The organism is Ruegeria sp. BF8 (assembly GCF_056538625.1).
Map to the genome: position 1 here is coordinate 356,171 of NZ_JBQFTL010000003.1, position 24,113 is coordinate 380,283.

The following is a 24,113-nucleotide window of genomic DNA, read 5'->3' on the forward strand; positions in this document are numbered from 1 at the left end:
AGATGCGGATGCCGCGCGCCATTATTGCTCTGACACTTGCTGCTGCGGTCGCAGGATGTTCCGATATCGGCCTGCGCCATCTCGAAGCGCCAGGGCCCGGGCCTGACGAGTTTTCGGTCATGCCGGTCAAGCCACTGACCCAGCCCAAAGATTATGCGTTCCTGCCCGCGCCGACGCCGGGTGGCGCGAACCTGACCGACCCGAACCCGAATGCCGATGCCGTGGCTGCGTTGGGTGGCAATCCCGGGGCGCTGAACCCCGGCACTGGTATTCCGTCGTCGGACGGGGCGCTGGTGACGGCTTCCAGCCGCTATGGCGTTTCCCCCAACACCCGCCAGGTTCTGGCGCAGGAAGATGCGGATTTCCGCAAGCGTCAAAGCCGGTGGACGCGGTTGCGCCTGTTCAAGGTGGACCGCTATTCGCAGGTCTACAAGCGCAATTCCATCGATCCCCAGGTGCAGACCGAAGCTTTGCGCAGACAGGGCGTGGAAACACCCTCGTCGCCGCCGGATGAATAATTCTTAACTTTCCGTCATCGCTCTTGAACCCGTTCGGCGTCACCGTAGTTTGAACACCGTAACGAAACGGAGGATGCCCCATGGCTCGGGCCTTGGCGTTTTGCGCCGCTTTGATGACCGCAACCCCGGTTTTGGCCGAAACCGGGCACGAGGCCGTCACCACCTTTACCCTGGACAACGGCATGGATGTCGTCGTGGTCGAAGATCACCGCGCGCCCGTGGTTCAGCATATGGTCTGGTATCGGGCCGGATCGGCGGACGAGCCGATCGGGTCGTCAGGTGTGGCGCATTTCCTCGAGCATCTTCTGTTCAAGGCCACCGATACGATGGCGGCGGGCGAGCTTTCGGCCACCGTTGCGGCCAATGGGGGCAACGACAACGCTTTCACCTCGTATGACTACACAGCCTATTTCCAGCGCGTCGCGGCCGACCGGCTGGAGTTGATGATGAAGATGGAGGCCGACCGGATGCGCAACATCCGGCTGACCGAGAGCGACATCGCCACCGAGCGCGACGTGATCCTGGAGGAACGCAACCAGCGCACCGAGAACAACCCCCGTGCCCTGTTCGGCGAACAGATGAGCGCGGCGCAGTATCTCAACCACCGCTACGGCGTTCCGGTGATCGGCTGGAAGCACGAGATGGAGACCTTGGACATGGAGGACGCGCTGTCCTTCTACCAGACCTATTATGCGCCCAACAATGCGATCCTGGTGGTGACCGGCGATGTGGACCCGGACGAGGTCAAAGCCTTGGCCGAGACGTATTATGGCGTGATCCCCGCCAACCCGGACCTGCCTGAACGGGTCCGATCGCAGGAACCGCCGCAGACCGCCGAGCGGCGTCTGACCTTCAAGGATGCGCGGGTTTCGCAACCATATGTTCAGCGCAGCTACCTCGCGCCCGAGCGTGATGCCGGTGCACAGGAAAAGGCTGCCGCGTTGTTCTTGCTGGCCGAACTGCTGGGCGGCAGCACCACGTCCTACCTGAACGAGAAACTGCAGCTTGAGCAGCAACTGGCTGTATATGCCGGGGCGTTTTATCGTGGGGTGTCGTTGGATGACACGACCTTTGATCTGATCGTTGTTCCGGCTGAAGGCGTGTCGCTGCAAGAGGCCGAGGATGCGATGGATCAGGCGGTGGTCGATTTCATCGCAGAAGGCGTCAACCCGGATGATCTGGACCGGATCAAGATGCAGCTGCGCGCCGCACAGGTCTATGCCCGAGACAACGTCGATGGAATCGGCAACCGCTATGGTCGGGCGCTGACCAGCGGCCTGACGGTCGAGGACGTGCAGGCCTGGCCCGACATCTTGCAGGCCGTCACCGGCGAAGAAATCATCGCCGCCGCGCGCGAGGTGCTTCAGCCCGAAGCGTCGGTCACCGGCTGGCTGATGCGTGATGACGAGGTGACCCAATGATCCGTTTCCTTGCCCCCTTGATCGCCCTGCTGATCGCTCTGCCTGCCTGGGCCGAGATCAAGATTCAGGAGGTCACCTCGCCCGGCGGCATCCGGGCCTGGCTGGTCGAGGATCACTCGATCCCGTTCACTGCGCTGGAACTGCGGTTCCGCGGGGGCACGTCACTGGACGATCCCGACAAACGCGGCGCGGTCTATCTGATGAGCGGCCTTCTCGAAGAAGGCGCGGGCGACATGGATTCTCGCACCTATGCGCGGGCGCTGGAATCCCTGGCGGCGTCGATCGGATACAGGGCCACCGATGACAGTGTTGCGATCTCGGCCCAGTTCCTGACTGAAAACCGGGACGACGCCGTTGACCTGCTGCGCACCACAATCCAGCAACCACGCTTTGATCAGGACGCGATCGACCGGGTTCGGGCGCAGGTCCTGTCCGGGCTGCGCTCGGAACAGACCGACCCCAATGACATCGCGGGTGAGGCATTCGCCAAAATGGCCTATGGCGATCATCCGTATGGATCCAACGGCAAAGGCTCGATCGACAGCGTATCGGCCCTGACCCGTGACGATATCATCGACGCATACAAAGGCGTCTTCGCCAAGGACCGTCTGTATGTGGGCGCAGTGGGCGACATCACACCCGAAGAGTTGGGTGCGTTGCTGGACAATCTGTTGTCGGACCTTCCCGAAACGGGCAAACCGATTCCCGGGAATGCCGAGGTAACGATCCCCGGTGGCGTCACGGTGGTCGAGTTCGACACGCCGCAATCAGTGGCGCTGTTCGGCCAGAAGGGCATCGACCGCGACGATCCGGATTTCTTTGCAGCCTACATCCTGAACCACATCCTCGGCGGCGGCGGCTTTGAAAGCCGCCTGATGCAGGAAGTGCGCGAAAAACGCGGCCTGACCTATGGCGTCGGGACCTATCTGGTGCCCAAGGATCTGGCCTCGGTCTATCTGGGGTCGGTATCCTCGGCCAATGACCGGATCGGGCAGGCTATCGAGGTAATTCGCGACGAATGGCGGCGCGCGGCGACCGAAGGCGTAACCCAGAAAGAGCTGGACGACGCCAAGACCTATCTGACCGGCGCTTACCCGTTGCGCTTTGACGGCAATGCCCAGATCGCGGGCATCATGGTGGGCATGCAGATGGAAGATCTTCCGATCGACTACATCGCGACCCGAAACGACAAGGTGAACGCGGTTACGCTGGACGAGGTGAACCGCGTCGCGGCCGAGCTGCTGGACCCGGACGGGCTGCATTTCGTGGTGGTGGGCAAACCCGAGGGGCTAGAGACCACGAACTGACGCGAAGGGCCGGCAGTCGGCAGGCCTTTTGCAGAACTCCCGACGAGCGGTCATTCAACGCCGCTCGCCCCGGGTCCCTTGAACCGGAAGCGTCCGCAACCTCTGGATCGTCCGCGGCTCCGGCATTTGTTCCGTGAAACCCGCATGGCCTTCACGGTCATGCGGGTCCGCCGGCGGGCTTGCTTCACTTGATGGACAGATGTCATCATGAAGCGGAACTATTTTCGCGGGTAAGGAAGGAGGGGTCCTTGATGCCCTATCAGTTCTGGCATTCGAAGTTGACCGACCCTCCCATCCACGTCCCGGCGATTGGACTGCAGTTGTTTGTCCGTATACCGCACGACACCACCGACGAGAATATATCGGTCATAGAGACCATAAATGAACCGGGGTTTGGCCCGCCCCTGCACCGTCACCCGCAAACTGAGATCTTTCGCGTTTTGGACGGGCGGTATCTCTATGAGTGCGATGGAAAGCGCTTTGTTGCAGAAACGGGCGACGTCGTCACGATCCCCGGTGGCGCCGCGCACGCATTTCGCAATCTTTCCGACTGGCCAGCGCGGCAACTGGTCATGATACTGCCCTCCTTCGACACGGTCGCCTTTTTCAACGGGCTGGGAGACATCATGGCAGACGGAGTTCCCGACCGGGAGGTGCTGAACGCATTCTCCGAGAAATGGCAGATCGAGTTTCTGGGGCCGCCCCTGCAGCTTTGACGTCAGTCCAATTTGCCTCGGGCGCCAAAGTTGGCGGCTGCGTCATGCATTCACCGGGTTTTCGCGTTTCTTTTCCGGCCAGAACTCATCCACGACCACGTAGGCTATGATGACGAACAGGGCCGCGCTTGCGACTTGCAGAACGCGAGTGATGCTTTTGACATCGGCCTCGTCCGAAAACGGTGAAATCGACCCGCCGTAGACAATCAGGACCGTCGTCAGGGCCGATCCGGCGGCGGCGGCCAGCGGGATCTGGGATTTGCCGAGCGCGCCCAGCGTCACACAGGCGAAAAAGCACAGCAGGATCGGCGTGAGAATGACCGGCGCGATGACGTTGACTTCGTAGCAGATGATGGACGCAGCTGCGCCGAGCAGGTTTGCCGTCAGCATCGCCTTGGCCACGGCTTTGCCGGCGGCAGGCATCGCAGCGAGCTGCTGGCTGAGAAGGGCCACAAAGAACAGAACCAGCAAGGCAGACGCCCCAGACACAAAAAATGCCAGGGCGAAAGGAACCGTGACAAGAGACATTCTGACGATGCGCCGATGCTTGTCAAAATCAGCGGCGGATGCGGCTTTGGCCTGCGTGGCTGTCTGGGGGGCGGCCGGAATCAGCGTGAACATCAGCGTCGATACGAAACCGGCAAACAACAGGTTCAGCGGGATCCAGAATACAAGCACTAGCGCCAGATCCGGAGATTGCAGAACGAGGTTGGGGATCATCAGCGCCCCCATCAGGGCGATGACGCCCGGCAGGACACCGGCGCCTGACACGGACCATATGAAGGACAGGATTATCCCGATCGCCACCAGTATCAGAAACACGACCGGATAGGGCGCGAAAACCGATGAGAGCAGGAAAGAAACGAACATCAACGCAATCGAGAAAACGAACAGTTTCGCAAACGCGGCCAGGGGCAACGCGGTAGGTGCCTGAAGGAAGAGCGCGGTGAACACCGCGCCAACAACCGCCAATGGCCACCCAAGGAAAAGCCCCAGAGAAAAGACGCCGGTCACACCCAGTGCAAGTCTGTAAACGGCGTGTCTGTCCTCAGTACGCATAAGAAAAGATCGAAACCAAACGAATGTATGTCCGACCGACCGCGTTCAGTATCCCGTTGTCGCTGAGGTACATGATGACATCCGCCTGACCGTTCAACTGAAACCTCAGGTCGTCTTCCGCGCTTCCGGCCTCGTAGCCCGGCAGTATGATGCGCACGGGAAACCGTTCAGGTTCGCGCAGAAAGCCTTTGGTGCTCGGCGGGCTTGCCAATTGTCCGGGTGTGTCGCCGCCACTCAGCGAGACCGCCGCGCTGAAGCTTTCGATTTTGCCCGGGATGATCTGACCGGGGTGCATATCCAGCACGACATCCACCGGAGACCCGACGGTGGCGCGCCCCAGATTGTTCTCGGTGAAATACGCCTCGATCCACACGTCCGTCGCATCAAGAAACGTCAGCAGATCCTGGCCGGACCGGGCGTATGTGCCGGGCGCAATCAACAAGTTGGATATGACGCCCGTAGCCGGCGCGCGCAGTTCGGTCCATTCCAGATTGAGCTCGGCATCGGCCAAAGCCGCCAAGGCACGTTGGATTTTGGGATTCTCATTCCCTTCGTCCCCAAGCCTTTGCTTGGCTTTCTCCAGATCCGCTTTGGCGTTTTCATAGTTTGCCTCGGACTCGGCCAGCTGGCCTCGGGCATCGTCAGCTTTCGAGATGGCAATCAGCCCTTTCTTCTCGAGCGCGAAGACCCGCTCCGTCTGAATGCGCATCGTATCCAGATCGCTCTGCGCGCGGGCCAACTTGGCTTGCGCCGCACTTACCTCCGCCGAGGACGCACCCACCTCTTGAGTGGCCGCCTCAAGGTCGGCCTGGGCTCTGTCGCGATCAATCTCGTAGGGTCTCGGGTCGATCCGAACCAGCAGATCGCCGGCCGAGACGATCTGCCCGTTTTCTACCAATACCTCGATCACGGTTCCCGTGACCTGCGGAACGATTTGGGTCGCCACGGCCTTTACCCGTGCGTTCCCGGTGAACGGCGTCTTGCGGTCGGCAACCAGATACCAGATGAGGAAGATGAGAATGACGGCCAGTGTCGTCCAGATCGTCTTCCTCATTTTGCGGCTCCCTCGGCGGTGTCATCGGTCGCTGGTGAGGCGTCGATCCAGACCTTGAACAACTCGTAGAAGACGGCGAACAAGACCGGACCCATGAAGATGCCGATCAGGCCATAGGCCATCATCCCGCCCAGCACCCCGATGAGGATCACGAGCATCGGGGTCTCCAGGCCTTTTGAAATGAAAACCGGCCGCAGGAAGCTGTCCATTATGCTGACGGGAATGGCCAGAACGGTGAAGATCAGCGCCGCACCGCCGGACATGGAACTCCATGCATAGATGACCAGCGGCAGAAGGACGAGGCCGGGGCCGATCTGGATGATCGAGAGGATCAGGCAGATGAACGCCAGCGTCGCGGCCGAGGATATCCCGAACAGCGCCAACAGGACCCAGACAACGACGGCCTGAATGGCGGCAACCCCGATTACTCCCTTGGTGACGTTCCGGATCGTGGCCCCAGCCAGAGTGACGAATTCGCCGCCGCGTGGCGCAAAGACGCGGTTGGCAAAGCGCTGAAGGCCCTGCACCAGATCCGGTCCGGGGCTGAACAGGGCGCCCATGATCAACACCGACAGGGCAAGGCCGAGAAGCCCGATTCCGATCCCCAGGACTTTGCCAAAGAGCGATTTGGTGATCTCGAGGATTTGCGCGCCGTATTTTGCAAGCGCACCATCCAAGTTCCGTTCAAACATGCCCCAGGCATCGGCAAGCTTGGCGCCGACCAGAGGCAGATCCTTCAGGCCTTCCGGCGCCGGCGGTATCTTCAACTCGCCCTTGTCAGCTTGCTCGGCAAACTCGAACCCCAGTTCCGCAGCCCCAGATACCGCCGTTGCTACCGGCCCCAATGTGAGAACCAGACCCAGCAAAACCAGGATCGTCGTTGCCAGCTTCTTCCGTCCTCCCAGCTTGGACTGAAGCCAATCGAAGGCGGGATAAAGCGCGACGCAGAGAATTGTGGCCCAGATGACGACGCTTGCAAGCGGGGCAACCATGACCAAGGCGCTGTAGAGAAACAGCCCGAGAAACAGTAACCTTATCGCAAGGTCGACAATCTTTGCGTCCTGAGTCTTTTCCATTCCATCCCCCTGGTATGTTTTTCCGTATGTTACACTCAAAAAAGCAAATATGTATATTTTTGAGCTCTTAGTGGTTTCCGGCAGTGCGGTGGTTGACTCAGCCCCCACTTTGCAAGCGGATCCTGAGGTGCAAAGCACGCTGTGGCTCACCTTGCCAGAGCCTATTTTTTCGGAGTCTCATCCTCCTGGGACAGGATCGTGTCGGCCACGGTCGTGGCGGCGGTGACGAAGATACCCAGACCCACGATTATGTACGCCATCGTAAAGATCTTGCCCGCAGCGGTTTCAGGAGAAAAGTCGCCAAAACCCACGGTCGAGATCGTCACTACGGAAAAATAGATAGAGTCCAACCAACTCCACCCCTCGACAAAATGGTAGAACACGGACGCCCAAAGGATCATTCCGACGGTGAAGGCGAGTATGCCCTTCACTCTGCCGTCCTTGAATGCGACACCTATCCCACGCGTTATTCTGGTTAGTGAATTCATCATGCCCTCATTCGCAAAAGAATTCACATATAGCAGTAAATGGATGATTGTGTGAATCCAAAGGGTGAGTTGGCCCGGGCAACGGCAATCTCGTGGCCTCAGAAGGCGCGCGAAACATGTATTCCATTAACATGATGGATAAATGCTCTAGGGTAATCACATGCTGAATCGGGACGCTGAGGGGAAACGTGCGAATAATTGTCAAAGGTGTCTTGATCTGTTGCGCGGTCGCGCTTGTGGTTTTTGCCGCGGCTTGGCTGTTTCTGTCTTCCGCTTTGTTCTCGTCGGTGCGGACCAGTTTCGTTGAGAACCTGATCTCAAGGAAGCTGGGTCAGCAGGTCTTGATTGAGGATGAGGTGCGTTTGGGCCTTGGTCGTCAGTTGCAGGTATCAGCAGCTGGACTGGTATTGCCCGCCACACCCAAGGCCGAGGCGGATCTGGCAGCGATTGATCAGATCGAGTTCGACGTATCTGCACGGGACCTGTGGAACAGCAAGCTGTCGGTGAGCAATCTTTCAGTGTCTGGGGTTCGTCTGAACCTGATGACAGACGAAGAAGGCGTGACCAACTGGCAGTCCTTTTCGCGCACCGGGGCCGAAACCGACAAGACTTCGGAACGCCCGACCCAACCTTTGGCCGGTATCCTGACGGATCGCACGATCGACCTCACGGATGTCACCGTACTCTATCAGAACGACCTGAACGGCATTGGACTGGACTTGCAGCTTCCAGAACTGGTTTTGCAGCGCGATGCCGAAACCGATGTTGCCTCGGCGGTCGGAACGGGGTCGCTCAACGGTCAGAGTTTTGACTTGAAGGGCACGTTCCCGCCCCAGGACCCGTTCCAAGTGGCATGGAACTTTGATCAGATTTCGGTCGAAGCCCAACAGATTCCTGTGGAGACCGGCCTTCAGGTCAAGGCGACCCTCGAGGTCGATCAGTTGGGTCAACTGCTCGATGTCTTGAAACTCAACCGCGTGTTGGAGGGTTCGGGCAATGTTGGTGCAACATTCAAACTGGCAGACGGCGTCGCACGGGTTGATGACCTGTCTGTTCTGGCCGAGCTGGATGGTGGCCAAAGCCTTTCCGTCACCGGACAAATCGGGAAATTGGGCAATCCAGAAGATGTTTCTCTGACGACCCGCATTCGCCTGTATCCTGAGGATGCCGAGCCGGCTCCGGCTGCCTCGCGGTATGACCTCAAGCTTATTGCTGTGGATATGGTCATCGACAGTGTCCCGGGACAGGTCCCGCAACGGCAGATGGTCATCAAGACGAACGGTTTCACGCTGGACACCTCTGGTGAGGGCCCGCCGCCGATCAAATTCTCCGAGCTTGCCAGAACGCCCGAAGGTGCCCTGAGCGTGGGCAACATCAATTTGAGGATCGGAAACCCCGCCGATCCGTTTATCATTCTGACCGGTTCGGTCGAGGATGCGTTGCAGTTGCAGGGCGTATCCGCCGAGGGTTTGATTAATATTCCGGCAAGCAGTCTGATCTCGCCCGAACTGCTGGGCCCCGATGACCAGCTGGGCAGGTTTTCGGGAGACTTTCATTTGAACGGAAACATCGAACAGCTTGCTTTGACCAATCTGGATGGTCAGACAAGCGAAACCGAGGTCTGGAGCCTGGAGGTGCACGGAACCGTAGAAAATGTCCTCAAGTTCGAGAATCTGGATCTGGCAATCGACGTGGATGTTCCGTCGGGCGCAGATCTTCTGAAGGCCTTGTCGCTGGAGCCGGTGGACACCGGTCGGGCCCATCTTGAAATCGACCTGGTAAGTGAAGGCACCGATTGGAATGCCAACGCCAATGTCGAGGTTTCCGAGTCGGTCTTGAAAATCGCGGCGGATCTTGATGACGCAACAAGCGATCCCGTGCTGCAGGGGTCGATCGAGAGCGATCTGATAAAAATCGATCAAATCCGGACCATCGTTCAGGCGGCCGCCCAACTGCGCAAGATAGGTGGTTCACCGCCGGAGCAGGAAGATGCCGAGCAAGGCGACGGTGACACAGGTCCGTTGAGGGATGTGACCCTCAAACCCATCGGGCGGGCCATTTTGCTGTCGGGTGTGAATGTAGATGTCGACATAGACCTGCGTCACATTGAGGGTGCCAAGGGCATCAGCAGCCTGCAGAGCGAACTGACTCTGGACGAAAACGAGCTACGGGCCGGACCTCTGAAGTTTGAATACGGAGGTGGTCATTTCGACGTCAGCGGGCAAATGGATCTTTCGAATGAGGCGCATCTGCTGACCCTGACCGGAAAGGCGGGCGGATGGCAGTTGGATGACCTTCTGCAAAACCTGAACTTCAAGAAAGGCGCCAGCGGCACGGTGTACGCAGATTTCTCGGTTACGGGGGGCACGGATACCGTCAAGCAATTCGTCGGCAGCATGAGTGGCAATGCCACGGTTTCAATGCGCGACGGTTCGATCGAAACCCAGCTTCTGGATCTAGCCGGGCTGGGTATTCTTCCGTGGGTATTTACCAAGGAAAAACAGAAAGTGGCGCCAATCGTGTGCCTGCGCGCTCCGATCAGCATTTCCAACGGAAAAATTGAGACGAAACAGACGACGCTGGAAACAGATCATGTTCAGGTCGTTGTCTTTGGCGCTGTCGACCTGACGGACAAGGTGTTGGACCTGAACATCCAGCCAAGAAAGATTGGCGAGCCACTTGCGCGCAGCCCGTGGCCAGTGACCCTGAGGGGCGCGCTCGCTGAGCCCAAGGTCAAAGTCAAGGATGGTCCGAAAAGGCTGAAGCGGTCGGATGGTGCAGACCAGATGCCGGCACAAAGAAAGCTCTGCATCCCGGATATCCTGCAGTTGCAGTAGCGGCGGTTTGCCAAGCGGCCACGGCCCTGCCTGTGTTCGGCAAGGCCGGCCAAGCCTGTCGGACGCGGATCACCCCTTTTTCATGCTGCGCAGCATCTGCCCCATCATCTGGCCGAACTGACCCGAGCCGCGCTGATACAGCGCCCCGTCCACGGCCAGAACCGTACCGCTGACATAGCTGGCCATGTCCGAGGCCAGGAACAGACAGGCGTTGGCCACGTCCTGAGGCGTGCCCCAGCGGCCCAGCGGCACGTCTCGGCGCAGCTGCTCGCCCGCGTCGGGGGTGGGGGCCAGACGCTTGGCGCCCTCGGTGCCCTCGATGAAACCCGGCACCACCGAGTTCACCCGGATGCCTTCCACACCCCATTCCATCGACAGGGTGCGGGTGATCTGATCGACACCCGCCTTGGCCGCGCAGACATGGGCCTGGCCCTCGTAGGGCAGGTAAGATTGCGGGGCCGAAATGTTGATGATGTTGCCGCCGGGCCGTTTCAGATAGGGATAGGCGCCTTTCAGCACATGTACAGTACCCATCAGGTCGATCTCGACCACGGTGCGGAAGGCGTTGACCGACATCTCCGCCATCAGCGCCGGGAAGTTGCCCGCCGCCCCCGAAACCAGCACGTCGAAATCACCGAGCGCCGCGTGGAACTGTTCCAGCCCCGCGGCGACCGCCTCGGCATCACGAACGTCGAAGGCCGCGCCGATGGTCTCGGCCGCGCCGGCTGCCTTCAGCGCGGCGATGGTGTCGTCCACCTTCTCCTGCGAGCGGCTGGCCACGGCCAGTTTGGCGCCCGAGGCCGCGAAGGCCTCGGCGATGCCCCGATTGATACCGCTGGTCCCGCCGATGACGATGACCGTCTTTCCTGCAAAGTCCATGTAGAGCCTCCCGCTTTGGAGGGGCCCTACTCGCCGTAGGGCACCCAGATGTTCTTGATCTCGGTCGCAGCCTGCAGGAAGCGGCGGGTGTGGTCCATGCCCCAATCGAATGCCGTCGCGTTATTGACCCAGGTCCGTTTCAGGTTCCCGGCCGAGACGACCTCGATCTGTGCTGACAGGTCCGACGACGAGAAGGACCAGACCGCATCCACGTTCAGATGCGAGGCCAGCGGTTTGGCCAGTTCCTCATGACTGCCGGTCAGGATGTTGACCACGCCTGCGGGCACGTCCGAGGTGTCCAGTACCTGATAGAAATCGGTCGCCGCCAGCGGATAGGGCTCGGACGCCACCAGAACCACCCGGTTGCCCATCGCGATCGCCGGGGCCATGGCCGAGACCAGACCCAGCAGCGGCGCTTCGTCAGCGCAAAGCGCGCCGATCACGCCCACCGGTTCCTTCATCGCAATCGCCACGCCCCGGATCGGAACGCCATGCACCTGGCCGTCATACTTGTCGGCCCAGGCGGCTGCGGTGAACAGGCGCTGGATTGCGGCGTCGACCTCTTTCGTACCGTCCTTGCGGCCGGTCATCGCGTCGATGCGATGCGCGAACTCATCGGCGCGGGCCGAGAGGTTCTCACCGATGTAATACAGGATCTGCGCCCGCAGATGGCCGGTGGTTTTCGACCAGCCCGCCGCGCCGGCCGCGGCCTCGACCGCGTTGCGCACGTCCTTGCGGTTGGCTAGACCCACATGGCCCAGCAGCCCCGCCTTGCCCCAGACCGCGCGGGAATAGCCGCCATCGGGCCGCGCCTGCTTGCCGCCGACATACAGTTTGGCCGTGCGGTCGACCGGATCGACTGGGCCGCCTTCGCCCACAATAGGTTCGATCTTGGCCAGCGGCTTGGCTTTGCCCTTGGGCTTGGAATAGGCGCTCAGCCCTTCCCAGCCGCCTTCACGGCCAAAGCCGCTTTCGCGCACGCCGCCAAAGCCCGCGGCCGCGTCGAACAGGTTGGTGGCATTGACCCAGACCACGCCCGCGACCAGCTTGGGTGCGATGTCCAGCGCAAGGTTGACGTTCTCGGTCCAGACCGTGGCCGCCAGCCCGTAACGGGTGTTGTTGGCCAGCTCGACCGCCTCGGCCGGGGTGCGGAAGGTTGATGAGACCAGAACCGGACCGAATATCTCCTCCTGCATCAGCGGGTCCGAGGTCTCGAGTCCGGTGATCAGCGTTGGCGGGTAGTAGCAGCCGTTCGCGGGCAACTCACAGGCGGGTTGGTAAACCTGGCCTACCGCGTTGCCCTCGACCATCGACTTGATGGTCTGCAGCTGCACCGGGTCCACCACGGCGCCCACGTCGATGCATTTGTCCAGCGGGTTGCCGATGCGCAGCGTGTCCATGCGGGCGCGCAGCTTGGCATAGAACCGCTCGGCGATGCCCTCCTGCACCAGCAGGCGCGAGCCCGCGCAGCAGACCTGGCCCTGGTTGAACCAGATCGCATCGACCAGACCTTCGATGGCACTGTCGATGTCGGCATCGTCAAAGACGATGTAGGGCGACTTGCCGCCCAGCTCGAGCGTGAGGGCCTTGCCCGACCCGGCGGTGGCCTCGCGGATGCGGCGCCCAACGATCGTCGAGCCGGTAAAGGCGATCTTGTCCACGTCTGCCTTCACGATCATCTCGCCCACCGCGCCGTCGCCGGTGACGATGTTGACCACGCCCTTGGGCAGACCGGCCTGCATGCAGATATCGGCAAACAGCAGCGCCGTCAGCGAAGTGTATTCGGCAGGCTTCAACACCACCGTGTTGCCCATGGCCAGCGCCGGGGCCACCTTCCACGCCAGCATCAGCAGCGGGAAGTTCCACGGGATGATCTGGCCGCAGACCCCCTGCGCCTGTGCGTCGGGCAGCTCGGTTTCCATCAGCTGGGCCATGCCCGCGTGATGGTAGAAATGCCGCTGCACCAGAGGAATGTCGATGTCGCGCGATTCCCGGATCGGCTTGCCGTTGTCGAGCGTCTCCAGCACCGCGAACAGGCGGGCGTGTTTCTGGATCAGCCGCGCGATCGCATAGAGGTATCGGGCGCGGGCGGGGCCGCCCAGCTTTTCCCATTTGGGCTGCGCCTTGCGGGCGGCGGCCACGGCGGCGTCCACATCGGCCTGCGTGGCCTGGGTCAGCTTGGCCAGAACCTCGCCCGTGGCCGGGTTGCGGCTTTCAAACCCTTTGCCGGGCTTGGTGAAGGCGCCGTCGATGAAATGGCCGAACTTGTCGCCCTGATCGACCAGCCATGCCAGGGCCTCGGCGGCACTTTCCGGGGCGGGTCCGTATTCCATGGTCTCGAAAATCTCTTTGACTGTCATTGTTCCTGTCCTCAGCCCATCGGGTGCCGGTAACCGGCCGAGTATGCCCCGGTGACGAAATGTTCCAACTGCCGCTCGATATCGCCCAGCAGGGACGACGCGCCGAACCGGAACAGGTCGGGTTGCAGCCAGCGGTCGCCCAGCTCGTCCTTGATCAGCGACAGGTAGACCAGCGCATCCTTGGCCTTGGAAATCCCGCCGGCGGGCTTGTAGCCCACGCGATAGCCGGTGCGGTCATAGTAGTCACGGATCGCGCGGATCATGACCAGCGACACGGGCAGGGTGGCGTTGACGCTTTCCTTGCCGGTCGAGGTTTTGATGAAATCGGCCCCCGCCATCATGCAGATCAGCGAGGCACGCGCCACGTTGCGCAGGCTGCCCAGCTCGCCGGTGGCGAGGATGGCCTTTACATGCGCCTCGCCGCAGGCTGCGCGGAACGCCTTCATCTCGTCATACAGCGCCTGCCAGTTGTCCTGCAGCACATGGCGGCGCGAGATCACGATGTCGATCTCCTCGGCCCCGGCCTTCACGCTCTCCTCAATCTCGGCCACGCGCAGGTGAAAGGGCGACAGGCCCGCCGGAAACCCGGTGGATACGGCCGCGACCGGAATGCCGGTGCCTGTCAGCGCATCCACCGCCGTTTCGATCATGTCGTGATAGACGCAGACCGCGCCGGTGGTAATCGGCGGCATGCCAAGCGCCCTCAGCAGGGCGGGTGACACGGGCTGGCGGGCCTTAGCGCACAGGCGGCGCACGCGGCCCTCGGTGTCATCGCCCGACAGGGTGGTCAGGTCGATCATGGTGATCGCCTTCAGCAGCCAGGCGGCCTGATGCTCTTTCTTGACCGACCGGCGTCCGGGCAGGGTCGCGGCGCGGCGCTCGATGGCCGAGGTGTTGGCCTGCACGGCGCGCACCCAGTCGAGATCCAGATCCATGCCGGGGTTTCGGGGCTCGGTCACTTGCGGCAGATGCGCGGTGCGCACGGGGCTTTCTGAGCTCTGCGTATCCATTGTCACGTCCTTTGGGAGGTTTGCGCCAAAATCGCACGGGAAACGGCCAAAGGAAAGGCAAACCGGGCGCCTTTGGCCACTTTTTTGACCAAATGGACAAATCCGGCTTTTTCTTGCGAGTAATTCGCAACACGGTTGACTTAGTTGCGAATGGTTCGCATATTCATTCTCAACTGGTACTCGGAACGAGGTCACACATGATTCGCCGCAGTTTTCTTTTTGCCCTTGCTCTTGGTGCCGCGCTGCCCTTGGCGGCGTGGGCCGAGGCGCCGCTGAAGGTCGTGGCGACGACCGGAATGATTGCGGACGCCGTGCAGCAGGTCGGCGGTGATCAGGTCGAAGTCAAAGGGCTGATGGGGCCCGGAGTCGACCCGCACGGTTATCGCCAGACCCGCAGCGATATCGTTGCCGCGACAAGGGCCGACCTGGTCTTGTGGCACGGCTTGTATCTTGAGGCGCAGATGGAAGACTTCTTCCACGACCTCGGGCGCAAACGCAAAGTCGTTGCCGTGGCGGATGCCATCGACAAGTTAAAACTGCGTGCACATGCCGACTATGCCGACAAATACGATCCGCATGTGTGGATGAGCCCGGTTCTGTGGAAAGACGTCGTGGTCGAGGTGCAAAAGGCGCTGACCGACGTGCGGCCGGACTCCGCCGCTTACTTCGCCGCCAACGCCCAGCGTTTTCTGGCTGAAATCGACCAGTTGGACGCCTATGGGAAAAAGGTGCTGGCCCAGGTGCCCGAAGACAACCGTGTTCTGGTCACCGCCCATGACGCCTTTGCCTATTTCGGTGAGGAATTCGGGTTCGAAGTGTTGGGGATACAGGGTATCTCGACCCAGTCCGAGGCGGGGCTGAACCGGATCGGAGAATTGGTCAACACTTTGGTCGCGCGCAACCTGACCGCCGTCTTCGTCGAAAGCTCGGTCTCGGATCGGTCGATGCGGGCGTTGATCGAGGGTGCGGCGGCGAAGGGTCATACCGTCTCGGTCGGGGGTGAGTTGTATTCGGACGCCATGGGCGAGCCGGGCACCTACGAGGGCACCTATATCGGGATGCTGGATCACAACATCACGGTCATTGCACGGGGCCTGGGTGCGGATGTGCCTGAACGCGGCATGTCCGGCAAGCTGTCTGCGGGGCTCTGACCATGTTGGAGCTTGCGGCTGGAAAATCGTCGTCAAGCGGGGACCTGACGGTGCAGGACAGCCCGCTTGTGATCCGGGGGATGACGGTATCCTACGGTCAGAAACCGGCCATTTTCTCGGTAGACATGACCGTGCAACCCGGGGCCATGACGGCCATCATCGGACCGAACGGCGCTGGCAAATCGACGCTGCTCAAGGCGGCGCTTGGTATCGTCAAGCCGCTGTCGGGCCAGGTGCTGGTGTTCGGCAAGGCGTTGGACCGGCAGCGGGCCCGAATCGCCTATGTGCCGCAGCGCGCCAGCGTCGATTGGGATTTCCCGACGCGGGTCATCGACGTGGTCCTGATGGGCCTGTCACGGGAACTGGGCTTGCTGGGCCGGGTCCGGATGCGACACATGGCCCACGCGATGGAGTGTCTGCATCGGGTCGGGATGCATGAGTTTGCGGACCGCCAAATCGGCCAGCTTTCGGGTGGTCAGCAGCAACGGGTGTTTCTGGCGCGCGCACTTGCTCAGGATGCCGATCTGTACCTGCTGGATGAACCGTTTGCCGGGGTCGATGCCGCCACCGAAAAAGCCATCATCTCGGTCCTCAAATCCCTAAAGGAAGCCGGCAAGACGGTGGTCGTGGTCCACCATGACCTTGCCACGGTCGCAGATTATTTCGACCACGTGTTCCTGATCAATACCCGCAAGGTCGCCGAGGGCCCGGTCGAGCAGGCCTTTACCGCCGAAACTCTTCAGGCCGCCTACGGGGGGCGGCTTGCCACCGCCCAGATCAACCAGATCTCGGGCACTTCGGGCTGACACATGCTGTGGGACGCTCTGACCCTGCAATTGGGGTACAACGCCACCTTGGTTGCCATCGGGGCCACGCTGCTTGGTTTTTCGGCTGGCGTGACAGGCACCTTTCTGTTTCTGCGCAAGCGAGCGCTGGTCAGTGACGCCATCAGTCACGCGACGCTTCCGGGCGTCTGCATCGCCTTTATGGTTTTAGTGGCGCTGGGCGGAACCGGGCGAAACCTGATCGGACTGCTGTCCGGTTCCGCGATTTCGGCCGCCATGGGCCTTTTGTGCATGAATTGGCTGATCCGCCGCACCCGTCTGGCCGAGGACGCAGCGATCGGGGCGGTCCTGTCGGTCTTCTTCGGCTTTGGTATCGTTCTGCTGACAATCATCCAGACCATGGGAGTGGGCCGACAGGCCGGGCTTGAGGGGTTCTTGCTGGGCTCGACGGCCGGGATGCTGTGGTCTGACGCTCTGATCATCGCGATCGGCGGCGCTGCAACGCTGCTGCTCGTCATGATCATCCGCCGCCCCATGATGATGGTGGCGTTCGATTCCGAATATGCGGCCGCCTTGGGGCTGCCAGTGCATCGCATCGACCTTGCGATGATGGGACTTGTCATGGCGGTCACGGTTGTCGGGCTGAAGATCGTCGGATTGATCCTGATCGTGGCTTTGCTGATCATACCCGCCGTCACGGCGCGGTTTTGGTCGGACCGGTCCGACTATGTGGTGCTGTTGTCGGGGGTCATTGGTGGGTTGTCGGGCTATCTGGGTGCGACGGTGTCCGCCTCGGCGCCCAACTTGCCGACTGGACCGATCATCGTCCTGTTCAGCTTCGGCTTTTTTGTCGTATCGCTGTTCCTGGCTCCGGTGCGCGGCGTATTGGCCGCAATCGTGCGGCATCTGCGGTTCCAGCGGCGAGTTCACATCCGACAGGGGTTGCTGGCGCTTGCACAAGGCCAGAACATCTATGAGCCCTACACATTGCGCCTGCTGCGTCAGGCCGGACTTGCCCGGCCCGACGGGGTGGCTACGGACGCCGGCAGAGCGCAGGCGGCCAAGGCGCTGCGCGACGAGAAACGCTGGGAAATCGTACGCGCCGACAATGCGCACGAGGCAGCCGCCGCCCTGTATGACGGGTTACGCGACATCGAAACGGTTCTGACCCGGGACCAGATCGACGACATCGACCGCCGCATTGGCGGACCACGGGAGGTTCGCCCATGAGCGGTGAAGAATTCGTTCCCCTGTCCCTGACGCCGCTGCTGATCGGGACCTTCGCGGCCATCGCCTGCGCATTGCCCGGAAACTTCCTTGTGCTCCGCAAACAGGCACTGATCGGCGACGCCATCAGCCATGTGGTTCTGCCCGGAATCGTCGTGGCCTTTCTCGTCACCGGCGCGATCTCAACCTGGCCGATGATGCTGGGCGCCGCGGGCGCGGCGGTTGTCGCCGTTGTGCTGATCGAGACCATCCGGAGGCTGGGCCAGATCGAACCGGGCGCCGCAATGGGCGTCGTGTTCACCACCATGTTCGCCGGAGGGGTGCTGCTGTTGGAGCAGACCGACACCTCGAGCGTTCATCTGGATGTCGAACACGCACTGTATGGCAGCCTGGAAAGCCTGATCTGGCTTGACGCGACTGGCTGGTCCTCGCTGCTGGATCCGGTCGCGCTGGCCGGTCTGCCGCCTGAGCTTGCTCGGATCGCCCTGACATTGGTGGGTGTCAGCCTGTTCGTCTGGCTGTTCTGGCGGCCGCTCAAGATCTCGACCTTCGACGAAGGCTTTGCCCGGACGATCGGAATTCGAACCGGGGCGCTGGGAATGGCGCTGGTGATTGCGGCGGCGATTGCAGCCGTGGCCGCGTTTGATGCCGTCGGCTCGATCATCGTGATCGCAATGTTCATCTGCCCGCCGGCCGCCGCCCGGATGATGACCGACCGGCTTGAGACCCAGATTGCCTGGAGTGTTGTCTTCGCCATCCTATCCGCCGTGTCCGGCTATGTCCTGGCTGGATATGGCCCGCTGTGGTTGGGCGGGTCGGACGCCGTCAGTGCGGCCGGGATGATTGCCACCATGTCCGGCCTGATTCTGGCTTTCACGGCCGTGTTTGGCCCCTGCCGGATGCGCGCAGCAGCGCCGGGTCCGGGCTGATCCGGCGTGTTCCCGCCACCCGGTCCGGTCGGTGATCGGCCAAACTTTGCCCACCAATCGGGGCAAGCGAACCTTAAGCAGATTTGTCCAACGCACCGTGTTAGACACCGCGCCATTACATCGTTAATGACCACCACTCACCACGGATCGTCCGGGCAATCGTGAAACTTATGGCAACCAATTCGGGTTGTGCATCTCGATTGGCCGGGCGATCCGACCCCCTATACCAAAGCAGCGTAAACCGGTGGCAGAATCGCGTGCGATTGTGCTAGGTCTAGCGGTATGGCGCAGGCAAACCCCAATATCAGCGAAAATCGCCCGGTAATCCGGCAACTCGACGAGGCCGCGATCAACCGTATCGCCGCCGGTGAAGTGGTCGAACGCCCGGCCTCGGCCGTCAAGGAACTGGTGGAGAACGCGATCGACGCCGGAGCGACCCGGATCGCCATCGACATCGCCGATGGCGGCAAGACCTTGATTCGCGTCACCGACGACGGGTGTGGCATCGCGCCCGAGGATCTGCCGCTGGCCCTGTCGCGCCACGCGACCTCCAAGATCGACGGGTCGGACCTGCTCAACATCCACACCTTCGGGTTCCGGGGCGAGGCGCTGCCCTCGCTGGGCGCGGTGGGGCGTCTGACCATCACCAGCCGCGCGCCGGGGACCGAGGCGGCCCAGATCCGCGTGGCCGGCGGCAAGATGGAGGGCGTCAAGCCTGCCGCCCTGCGCGCCGGTACCGTGGTCGAGTTGCGCGACCTGTTCTATGCCACGCCCGCGCGGCTGAAATTCATGCGCACCGACCGGGCCGAGGCGCAGGCGATCTCGGACACGGTCAAGCGGCTGGCCATGGCAGAACCCTCCATCACCTTCACCCTGCGCGATGTCTCGGGTGGGGGCGAGGGGCGCGTGGTGTTCCGCGCCGACCGCGAGAACGGAGACCTGTTCGACGCGCTGCACGCCCGGCTGGCCCGCATCCTGGGGCGCGAGTTTGCCGAGAATGCCTTGCGGATCGACGCCACCCGCGAGGGGATCCGGCTGTACGGATATGCCGCGTTGCCGACCTATTCGCGCGGCGCCGCAGTGGCGCAGTTCCTGTTCGTCAACGGCCGACCGGTGCGCGACAAGATGCTTACCGGCGCCCTGCGCGCGGCCTATTTCGATTTCCTCAGCCGCGACCGGCACCCGGCGGCGGCGCTGTTCATCGACTGCGAGCCCACCTTGGTGGACGTGAACGTTCACCCGGCGAAATCCGAGGTGCGCTTCCGCGATCCCGGAGTGGCGCGCGGGCTGATCGTCTCGAGCCTGCGGCACGCGCTGGCCGAGGCGGGGCACCGCGCCTCGACCACCGTGGCCAACGCGACGCTGGGTGCGATGCGGCCCGAGCCGGCCCCCGCGATGCCCGCGCGGGTCTATCAGATGGACCGGCCCTCGCCCGCGGCGCGGGCCATGGCCTATCAGGCGCAGGCGCCCGGCTTTGCCGATCTGGCCAATGCCTACAGCGGCAGCGTGGTCGAGCCCGTGGCCGAAGCCGAGCAGCCCGACCAGATCCCGCCCGAGCACCTACCCCTGGGGGCCGCGCGCGGGCAGGTGCATGAAAACTACATCATCGCCCAGACCGCCGACGGCATGGTGATCGTGGACCAGCACGCCGCGCATGAACGGCTGGTCTATGAGAAACTCAAGACACAGATGGCCGAGAACGGCGTGGCCGCGCAGGCGCTGCTGATCCCCGAGATCGTCGAACTGTCCGAGGGCGACTGCGCCCGCCTGCTCGCGGTGGCCGACGACCTGTCGCGCCTGGGCCTGACCATCGAGCCCTTCGGCGGCGGCGCGGTGGCGGTGCGCGAGACCCCAGCCATTCTGGGCGAGGTCAACGCGCGGGCGATGATCCTGGATATTCTGGACGAGCTGGCCGATCAGGGCGAAAGCCAGACGGTGCAGGCGCGGATCGAGGCGATCCTCAGCCGGGTGGCCTGCCATGGCTCGGTCCGCTCGGGCCGCCGGATGCGCGCCGAAGAGATGAACGCCCTGCTGCGCGAGATGGAGGCCACGCCCCATTCCGGTCAGTGCAACCACGGGCGTCCGACATATGTGGAACTGAAGCTGAGCGAAATCGAACGGTTGTTCGGCCGCAGTTGATTCGGCCGCCGGTCGGCGATAGAAAAGAAGAAACAAAACAAGAACGCGCAGGTTGAGATGATCGAGATTGCAGGCACCCGATATTCGCTGGAAGACCCCATGGTGATGGCCGCCCTGATCGGGGCGGGGGTGGTTCTGTTGATCCTCGTCCTGCTGTTTCTGGCCCTGCGCGCGGCCAACCGCTCGGCCCGGATGGCCGAGCCGCTGGCGCAGCAGCTGGCCTATCTGGGCCAGCATGTGCAGCAGTTGGGGCAGGGGCAGGAGCAATTGCGCGGCGGGTTGCAGCATGTCTCGGACACGCAGGCCAATGCGCAGGTGCAGGTGATCCAGACGGTCGAGGCGCGGCTGTCGGCGGTGCAGCAGCACATGAACGACCGGCTGGCCGACAACGCCATGAAATCCGCCCGCGCGCTGGCCGAGATGCAGGAGCGGATGAAGGAAACCCTGCATGGGTCTTCGAAACAGACCGCGACCTCGCTGACCCAGTTGCAGGAACGGCTGGCCGCCATCGACAAGGCGCAGGACAACATCACCAAACTGTCGGGCGACGTGCTGTCGCTGCAGGACATCCTGTCGAACAAGCAGACCCGCGGCGCCTTCGGCGAGATCCAGTTGAACGACATCGTGTCCAAGGCGCTGCCCTCGGACAGCTATGTGCTGCAGGCGACCCTGTCGAACGGCAGACGCGCCGACTGCCTGATCAGCCTGCCCAACCCGCCGGGGCCCATCGTGATCGACAGCAAGTTCCCGCTGGAGGCCTATGAGGCGCTGGTGGGCGCGGGCAATGACATGGAGTTGAAGGCGGCCGTGCAGATGTTCCGTAGCACGGTGCGCAAGCACATCACCGACATCTCGACGAAATACATCCTGGACGGTGAAACCGCTGACGGGGCGCTGATGTTCCTGCCCTCCGAGGCGGTCTATGCCGAACTGCACGCCAAGTTCCCCGAACTGGTGCAGGAGAGTTTCTCGAAACGGGTCTGGATCGTCTCGCCGACCACCTGCATGGCCACGTTGAATACGATGCGGGCGATCCTCAAGGACGCGAGGATGCGCGAACAGGCGGGCGCGATCCGCAAGGAACTGGGCATGCTGCACAAGGATGTCGAGCGTCTGGGCGACCGGGTGGCCAATCTCGACCGGCATTTCGGGCAGGCGGCCAAGGATATCTCGGAAATCAAGATCAGCGCCGAAAAGGCCGGCAGGCGCGCGCAGCGGCTGGACAATTTCGATTTCGAGGAACTGGCCCCCGAAGACCGCGCCAACGTGGTGCCGCTGGGCAAGTCCGAGGGCTGAGGCCTACTGGATCGACAGGTCCAGATTGTAGCCGACGGTCTTGCCGGTATCGCGGTCGTTGCCCATCAGGTAGACGCGGATGGTATAGTCTCCGTCCTCGGGCAGGGTGATGCGGGCTGTGTTGCCGTTGACTGAGCCATTGTAGATCGCAACCCCGTCGCTGCCCGGCGGCAGGATGTTGAAATAGACTACGCCGCTGCCGTTGGTGTCGCTGACCTGAAGCTCGGCAAACAATTCCTGCCTGCCTTTTGCACCCAGCACGTAGTCGGAATATTCATCACCCGTAATGGTGCCGTTGACCATCGTCCCGAAGTTTCCGGGCTGGAATCTCACCTCGGCTGTCCTTTGGGCCAAGGCGGGCAAGGCCACAACGGCAATGAACAGGGCTGCCAGAGCTTGTTTCAACATTCTGCATATCCTCCCGGTGATTCCCGGCTCCAAGCCTAGCACAACCGAGGGACCGTTCAGATTCGCAGGAAGGGCTGCACCAAACGTGGGATCAGGCTGTTGAACTTCAGCGGAGCGTCGGTCACCGCCAGGCAGATGCAATCTTCGGACATGTCGGCCACGGGCGTGTGTTCCAAGTCCTCGTCTGCGATCTCGACATCGCCGCGGGCGAAATGATCCACCTCGTCGGAAAACGCGCCTTGCAGAACCATGGTCAGTTCCATGCCCTTGTGGCCGTGGTCCGGTACCGCCGCACCGGCCGGGATGAACAACAAGCGCGCCGTGGCATCGCGCGAGGTTGGCAATATGGCCTGCTTGACGCCCATGCCAATCGGCTTCCAGCGGATGCTGTTCACGTCACCGCCGACGTAATCCTGCAACGGGGCCGGCAGCACGTCGCATTTCGCGCGCGCGGGCTTGGGGGTCGGCGCACCCTGCGCGATCAGAGCCATTGTTGATGACAGGGCATCTGCGGACAAAGGCGCGGCTTCGACCTGGTCCTCAAGCATGTGTCCGCCCACCGCGTCGTAACTCTCGGCGCGGGCGCGACAATGGTCGCACAGGGACAGGTGGGTCGCGACCATCAGGTCGAACGCTTCGGGCAGTGTGCCCGAGGCGTAGGCCATCAGCAGGTCGTCCGTCAAGTGATGTTTGATCTCGTGGCTCATCTCTATCATCTCAGTTCATCGCGTGGCGCAAGCGGTCCAGCGCCAGCCGTATTCTTGATTTGATGGTGCCCAACGGAAGCCCGGTCTGCGAGGCGATCTCGCGATGGCTCAGGTCACCAAAATATGCCTTCTCTATCAGTTCCCGCTGTGCCTCGGGCAATTGCAGCAGGGCCGTCTTCAGATGCGCCGTTTCCTGTTGCAGCGCGATTACGTCTTCCTGTTCAGGTTCCGCTTCGGGACCCCATGTCAGTTCTTCCGGTTCAGGACGCCGCTGTTTGCGAATGGCGTCGATGCGTTTGTTCCGCGCGATCGTAAAGACCCATGTCGCCACGGTGGCCCGTGACGGATCAAACAGATGCGCCTTGTGCCACAACGTGGCCATGACTTCCTGCGCGCACTCCTCGGCCAACGTCGCGTCCGAACCCGACCGGATCAGGAACGCTTTGACCCGAGGGGCAAAGTGCTGGAACAGCTCGGCAAATGCCGCCTGATCCTGCGACTGCCGGATGCGTTTGACGTGGGACACCCACTCGCACTTTGCCGCGCCATTGTTCTTCGTACCGTTCACCGACGATCCCTTGGTTCGTTTCGTGCCGTGCCCAGCCGGCCGCGCCGCCGGGGCGGTCGCGACATCGTCCGGAACAACGGTGTCCATCTCGGTAAACATAACTGTATTACGCTGCCGCACCCAAGTCGGATCACGCCTGCCCGAGATTTTTGATCCGGTCGCGCGTTTTTTTCGTATC

The 24,113-nt window shown here is 62.0% G+C and carries 21 protein-coding genes; 11 read left to right on the forward strand and 10 right to left on the reverse strand.

What is annotated here, in order from left to right; translation table 11 throughout:
• Positions 1 to 2: 2 nt before the first annotated feature.
• From ACR0LD_RS12355 to ACR0LD_RS12370, 4 genes are all read left to right on the forward strand, one after another.
• The gene (locus tag ACR0LD_RS12355) at positions 3 to 518 is read left to right on the forward strand and encodes a DUF3035 domain-containing protein (protein WP_170341119.1); all 516 of its coding nucleotides are present in this window, start codon (positions 3 to 5) and stop codon (positions 516 to 518) included.
• An 80-nt stretch (positions 519 to 598) separates the two neighbouring features.
• Positions 599 to 1,939 (forward strand): M16 family metallopeptidase, encoded by a 1,341-nt coding sequence (locus tag ACR0LD_RS12360; RefSeq protein ID WP_480637182.1) that lies wholly within the window; start codon positions 599 to 601, stop codon positions 1,937 to 1,939.
• Entirely contained in the window at positions 1,936 to 3,246 is a 1,311-nt protein-coding gene (locus ACR0LD_RS12365) for a M16 family metallopeptidase (RefSeq protein ID WP_480637184.1), read from the forward strand. The genes ACR0LD_RS12360 and ACR0LD_RS12365 overlap by 4 nt, the downstream gene beginning before the upstream one ends.
• Positions 3,247 to 3,497: 251 nt before the next feature.
• The gene (locus ACR0LD_RS12370; RefSeq protein ID WP_170525677.1) at positions 3,498 to 3,962 is read left to right on the forward strand and encodes a cupin domain-containing protein; all 465 of its coding nucleotides are present in this window, start codon (positions 3,498 to 3,500) and stop codon (positions 3,960 to 3,962) included.
• A gap of 42 nt (positions 3,963 to 4,004) precedes the next feature.
• Here the strand turns inward: ACR0LD_RS12370 and ACR0LD_RS12375 are convergent, their stop codons facing one another.
• The 4 genes from ACR0LD_RS12375 to ACR0LD_RS12390 form a co-directional block, all read right to left on the reverse strand.
• Positions 4,005 to 5,021 (reverse strand): DUF2955 domain-containing protein, encoded by a 1,017-nt coding sequence (locus ACR0LD_RS12375; RefSeq protein WP_170433853.1) that lies wholly within the window; start codon positions 5,019 to 5,021, stop codon positions 4,005 to 4,007.
• Positions 5,011 to 6,075, reverse strand: coding sequence for an HlyD family secretion protein (locus ACR0LD_RS12380; protein WP_480637187.1), 1,065 nt, complete (start codon positions 6,073 to 6,075; stop codon positions 5,011 to 5,013). Before ACR0LD_RS12380 ends, ACR0LD_RS12375 begins: the two co-directional genes overlap by 11 nt.
• On the reverse strand, positions 6,072 to 7,151 hold the full coding sequence (locus ACR0LD_RS12385) for an AI-2E family transporter (RefSeq protein ID WP_480637189.1): 1,080 nt from the start codon (positions 7,149 to 7,151) through the stop codon (positions 6,072 to 6,074). The genes ACR0LD_RS12380 and ACR0LD_RS12385 overlap by 4 nt, the downstream gene beginning before the upstream one ends.
• Before the next feature lie 161 nt (positions 7,152 to 7,312).
• Positions 7,313 to 7,582 (reverse strand): potassium channel family protein, encoded by a 270-nt coding sequence (locus ACR0LD_RS12390; RefSeq protein ID WP_342355333.1) that lies wholly within the window; start codon positions 7,580 to 7,582, stop codon positions 7,313 to 7,315.
• Between the two features lie 245 nt (positions 7,583 to 7,827).
• Between ACR0LD_RS12390 and ACR0LD_RS12395 the strand changes: the two genes are divergently transcribed.
• Positions 7,828 to 10,476: an AsmA family protein gene (locus ACR0LD_RS12395; protein ID WP_480637191.1), complete on the forward strand. Its 2,649-nt coding sequence runs from the start codon at positions 7,828 to 7,830 to the stop codon at positions 10,474 to 10,476.
• Positions 10,477 to 10,545: 69 nt separating this feature from the next.
• Here the strand turns inward: ACR0LD_RS12395 and ACR0LD_RS12400 are convergent, their stop codons facing one another.
• The 3 genes from ACR0LD_RS12400 to deoC are packed head-to-tail and all read right to left on the reverse strand — an operon-like array spanning position 10,546 to position 14,725.
• Positions 10,546 to 11,355, reverse strand: a complete 810-nt coding sequence (locus ACR0LD_RS12400) for an SDR family oxidoreductase (protein ID WP_170419938.1) — start codon at positions 11,353 to 11,355, stop codon at positions 10,546 to 10,548.
• A gap of 26 nt (positions 11,356 to 11,381) precedes the next feature.
• On the reverse strand, positions 11,382 to 13,715 hold the full coding sequence (locus ACR0LD_RS12405; RefSeq protein ID WP_480637194.1) for an aldehyde dehydrogenase family protein: 2,334 nt from the start codon (positions 13,713 to 13,715) through the stop codon (positions 11,382 to 11,384).
• Positions 13,716 to 13,726: 11 nt separating this feature from the next.
• Positions 13,727 to 14,725, reverse strand: a complete 999-nt coding sequence (gene deoC / locus ACR0LD_RS12410) for a deoxyribose-phosphate aldolase (RefSeq protein ID WP_480637196.1) — start codon at positions 14,723 to 14,725, stop codon at positions 13,727 to 13,729.
• Positions 14,726 to 14,922: 197 nt separating this feature from the next.
• Between deoC and ACR0LD_RS12415 the strand changes: the two genes are divergently transcribed.
• The 6 genes from ACR0LD_RS12415 to ACR0LD_RS12440 all read left to right on the forward strand — a co-directional run bounded on the left by ACR0LD_RS12415 (position 14,923) and on the right by ACR0LD_RS12440 (position 22,252).
• On the forward strand, positions 14,923 to 15,876 hold the full coding sequence (locus tag ACR0LD_RS12415) for a metal ABC transporter solute-binding protein, Zn/Mn family (RefSeq protein ID WP_480637198.1): 954 nt from the start codon (positions 14,923 to 14,925) through the stop codon (positions 15,874 to 15,876).
• Positions 15,877 to 15,878: 2 nt separating this feature from the next.
• Positions 15,879 to 16,682, forward strand: coding sequence for a metal ABC transporter ATP-binding protein (locus ACR0LD_RS12420; protein WP_170360632.1), 804 nt, complete (start codon positions 15,879 to 15,881; stop codon positions 16,680 to 16,682).
• A 3-nt stretch (positions 16,683 to 16,685) separates the two neighbouring features.
• Positions 16,686 to 17,891 (forward strand): metal ABC transporter permease, encoded by a 1,206-nt coding sequence (locus ACR0LD_RS12425; protein WP_480637201.1) that lies wholly within the window; start codon positions 16,686 to 16,688, stop codon positions 17,889 to 17,891.
• Complete coding sequence (locus tag ACR0LD_RS12430; RefSeq protein WP_480637202.1) at positions 17,888 to 18,817, forward strand: metal ABC transporter permease; 930 nt, start codon at positions 17,888 to 17,890, stop codon at positions 18,815 to 18,817. The genes ACR0LD_RS12425 and ACR0LD_RS12430 overlap by 4 nt, the downstream gene beginning before the upstream one ends.
• 282 nt (positions 18,818 to 19,099) lie before the next feature.
• Positions 19,100 to 20,956, forward strand: coding sequence for a DNA mismatch repair endonuclease MutL (gene mutL, locus ACR0LD_RS12435; protein ID WP_480637204.1), 1,857 nt, complete (start codon positions 19,100 to 19,102; stop codon positions 20,954 to 20,956).
• Between the two features lie 57 nt (positions 20,957 to 21,013).
• Positions 21,014 to 22,252 (forward strand): DNA recombination protein RmuC, encoded by a 1,239-nt coding sequence (locus tag ACR0LD_RS12440; protein WP_480637206.1) that lies wholly within the window; start codon positions 21,014 to 21,016, stop codon positions 22,250 to 22,252.
• Between the two features lie 3 nt (positions 22,253 to 22,255).
• Here the strand turns inward: ACR0LD_RS12440 and ACR0LD_RS12445 are convergent, their stop codons facing one another.
• The 3 genes from ACR0LD_RS12445 to ACR0LD_RS12455 are packed head-to-tail and all read right to left on the reverse strand — an operon-like array spanning position 22,256 to position 24,034.
• Positions 22,256 to 22,660: a hypothetical protein gene (locus tag ACR0LD_RS12445; RefSeq protein ID WP_480637208.1), complete on the reverse strand. Its 405-nt coding sequence runs from the start codon at positions 22,658 to 22,660 to the stop codon at positions 22,256 to 22,258.
• A gap of 56 nt (positions 22,661 to 22,716) precedes the next feature.
• Positions 22,717 to 23,367, reverse strand: a complete 651-nt coding sequence (locus tag ACR0LD_RS12450) for a ChrR family anti-sigma-E factor (protein WP_170596485.1) — start codon at positions 23,365 to 23,367, stop codon at positions 22,717 to 22,719.
• 10 nt (positions 23,368 to 23,377) lie between these two features.
• Complete coding sequence (locus ACR0LD_RS12455; protein WP_480637210.1) at positions 23,378 to 24,034, reverse strand: sigma-70 family RNA polymerase sigma factor; 657 nt, start codon at positions 24,032 to 24,034, stop codon at positions 23,378 to 23,380.
• Positions 24,035 to 24,113: the final 79 nt, after the last annotated feature.

Excerpts from the sequence above, each read along its gene's own strand:
- ACR0LD_RS12355 (WP_170341119.1), top strand. The coding sequence starts at position 3 with ATGCGGATGCCGCGCGCCATTATTGCTCTGACACTTGCTGCTGCGGTC.
- ACR0LD_RS12360 (WP_480637182.1), top strand. The coding sequence starts at position 599 with ATGGCTCGGGCCTTGGCGTTTTGCGCCGCTTTGATGACCGCAACCCCG.
- ACR0LD_RS12365 (WP_480637184.1), top strand. The coding sequence starts at position 1,936 with ATGATCCGTTTCCTTGCCCCCTTGATCGCCCTGCTGATCGCTCTGCCT.
- ACR0LD_RS12370 (WP_170525677.1), top strand. The coding sequence starts at position 3,498 with ATGCCCTATCAGTTCTGGCATTCGAAGTTGACCGACCCTCCCATCCAC.
- ACR0LD_RS12375 (WP_170433853.1), bottom strand. The coding sequence starts at position 5,021 with ATGCGTACTGAGGACAGACACGCCGTTTACAGACTTGCACTGGGTGTG.
- ACR0LD_RS12380 (WP_480637187.1), bottom strand. The coding sequence starts at position 6,075 with ATGAGGAAGACGATCTGGACGACACTGGCCGTCATTCTCATCTTCCTC.
- ACR0LD_RS12385 (WP_480637189.1), bottom strand. The coding sequence starts at position 7,151 with ATGGAAAAGACTCAGGACGCAAAGATTGTCGACCTTGCGATAAGGTTA.
- ACR0LD_RS12400 (WP_170419938.1), bottom strand. The coding sequence starts at position 11,355 with ATGGACTTTGCAGGAAAGACGGTCATCGTCATCGGCGGGACCAGCGGT.
- ACR0LD_RS12405 (WP_480637194.1), bottom strand. The coding sequence starts at position 13,715 with ATGACAGTCAAAGAGATTTTCGAGACCATGGAATACGGACCCGCCCCG.
- deoC (WP_480637196.1), bottom strand. The coding sequence starts at position 14,725 with ATGGATACGCAGAGCTCAGAAAGCCCCGTGCGCACCGCGCATCTGCCG.
- ACR0LD_RS12415 (WP_480637198.1), top strand. The coding sequence starts at position 14,923 with ATGATTCGCCGCAGTTTTCTTTTTGCCCTTGCTCTTGGTGCCGCGCTG.
- ACR0LD_RS12420 (WP_170360632.1), top strand. The coding sequence starts at position 15,879 with ATGTTGGAGCTTGCGGCTGGAAAATCGTCGTCAAGCGGGGACCTGACG.
- ACR0LD_RS12425 (WP_480637201.1), top strand. The coding sequence starts at position 16,686 with ATGCTGTGGGACGCTCTGACCCTGCAATTGGGGTACAACGCCACCTTG.
- ACR0LD_RS12430 (WP_480637202.1), top strand. The coding sequence starts at position 17,888 with ATGAGCGGTGAAGAATTCGTTCCCCTGTCCCTGACGCCGCTGCTGATC.
- mutL (WP_480637204.1), top strand. The coding sequence starts at position 19,100 with ATGGCGCAGGCAAACCCCAATATCAGCGAAAATCGCCCGGTAATCCGG.
- ACR0LD_RS12440 (WP_480637206.1), top strand. The coding sequence starts at position 21,014 with ATGATCGAGATTGCAGGCACCCGATATTCGCTGGAAGACCCCATGGTG.
- ACR0LD_RS12445 (WP_480637208.1), bottom strand. The coding sequence starts at position 22,660 with ATGTTGAAACAAGCTCTGGCAGCCCTGTTCATTGCCGTTGTGGCCTTG.
- ACR0LD_RS12450 (WP_170596485.1), bottom strand. The coding sequence starts at position 23,367 with ATGAGCCACGAGATCAAACATCACTTGACGGACGACCTGCTGATGGCC.
- ACR0LD_RS12455 (WP_480637210.1), bottom strand. The coding sequence starts at position 24,034 with ATGTTTACCGAGATGGACACCGTTGTTCCGGACGATGTCGCGACCGCC.